This window comes from Streptomyces sp. NPDC027189, assembly GCF_055566975.1.
In genome coordinates, this window is record NZ_JBVHRI010000092.1 from 1 (window position 1) to 1,240 (window position 1,240).

At 65.7% G+C, this 1,240-nt stretch carries 1 protein-coding gene; it reads left to right on the plus strand.

Features of this window, described 5'->3' with window-relative positions:
- Positions 1-95: 95 nt before the first annotated feature.
- Positions 96-1,229, plus strand: a complete 1,134-nt coding sequence (locus tag ACZ4RZ_RS50330) for an IS630 family transposase (protein ID WP_467754386.1) — start codon at positions 96-98, stop codon at positions 1,227-1,229.
- The last annotated feature ends 11 nt before the right edge of the window (positions 1,230-1,240 follow it).

Consider the following 1,240-nt stretch of genomic DNA (forward strand, 5'->3'; position numbering starts at 1 on the left):
GAGCTAGTGCCGCATCAGGCAACGTTTGCCCTGTTGTGATGTGACGCGCCGGCTCGATGCTGTGCCGGGCGGCGTGGGTCCGTCACGCTGTCCGGGTGGCGGAACGAGTACGTGTACGCGAGATCGACGACGACGAGGGCAGACGGCTGCTTCGGATCATCCGCCGGGGCACCGGGTCGGTGGTCACCTGGCGGCGTGCCCAGATGATCCTGCTGTCCGCACAGGGCATGCCGGTGGCGAAGATCGCCGAAGTGACGTTCACCAGCGATGACCGGGTCCGCGATGTGATCCACAACTTCAACACCGACGGCTTCGACTCCCTGTATCCGAAGTACAAGGGCGGTCGGCCGAAGACCTTCACCCTGCCTGAGCGGCGCGAGATCAAGAAGATCGCGAAGTCCAAGCCGGCCGAGCACGACCTGCCGTTCTCGACCTGGAGTCTGACCAAGCTGGCTGACTTCCTGGTCGCCGAGGGGGTGGTCGACGACATCAGCCACGAGGGCCTGCGCATCCTGCTCCGCGAGGAAGGCGTCTCCTTTCAACGCCTGAAGACCTGGAAGACCTCCCGCGACCCCGACTACGCGGCCAAGAAGGCCCGCGTCGAACACCTCTACGCGATCGCCGACGGCGAGGTCATACCGGAGGACGGCGAGCCCGAAGTCGTCTTCTGCATGGACGAGTTCGGGCCCCTCAACCTGATGCCCCACCCGGGCCGGCAGTGGGCCGAACGCGGCGGCAAGCACAAGGATCCCGACCGCGAACCGCGCCGCAGGCGGCGGGCCACCTACAACCGCTACGGCGGAGTGCGGCACCTGTTCGCTGCCCTGGACCTGGCCAGGGACAAGCTCTACGGACACATCAAGCCGGTCAAGAAGCGCACCCAGTTCCTGGAGTTCTGCCGCTACCTGCGCAGTCTCTATCCGCCCGAGGTCCGCATCGCGATCGTCTGCGACAACTTCTCCCCGCACCTGACCACGAAGAGGTGCCAGCGGGTCGGCACCTGGGCCACCACAAACAACGTCGAGATCGCCTACACCCCCACCAACAGCTCCTGGCTCAACCGCATCGAGGCCCAGTTCACGGCCCTGCGCTACTTCACCCTCGACGGCACCGACCACGCCAGCCACAAGGAACAGGGCAGCATGATCCGCCGCTACATCATCTGGCGAAACCGCCACGCCGATGACCGGCGCCTATGCGCCCTCGTGGACAGGGCAAACGTTGCCTGATGCGGCACTAG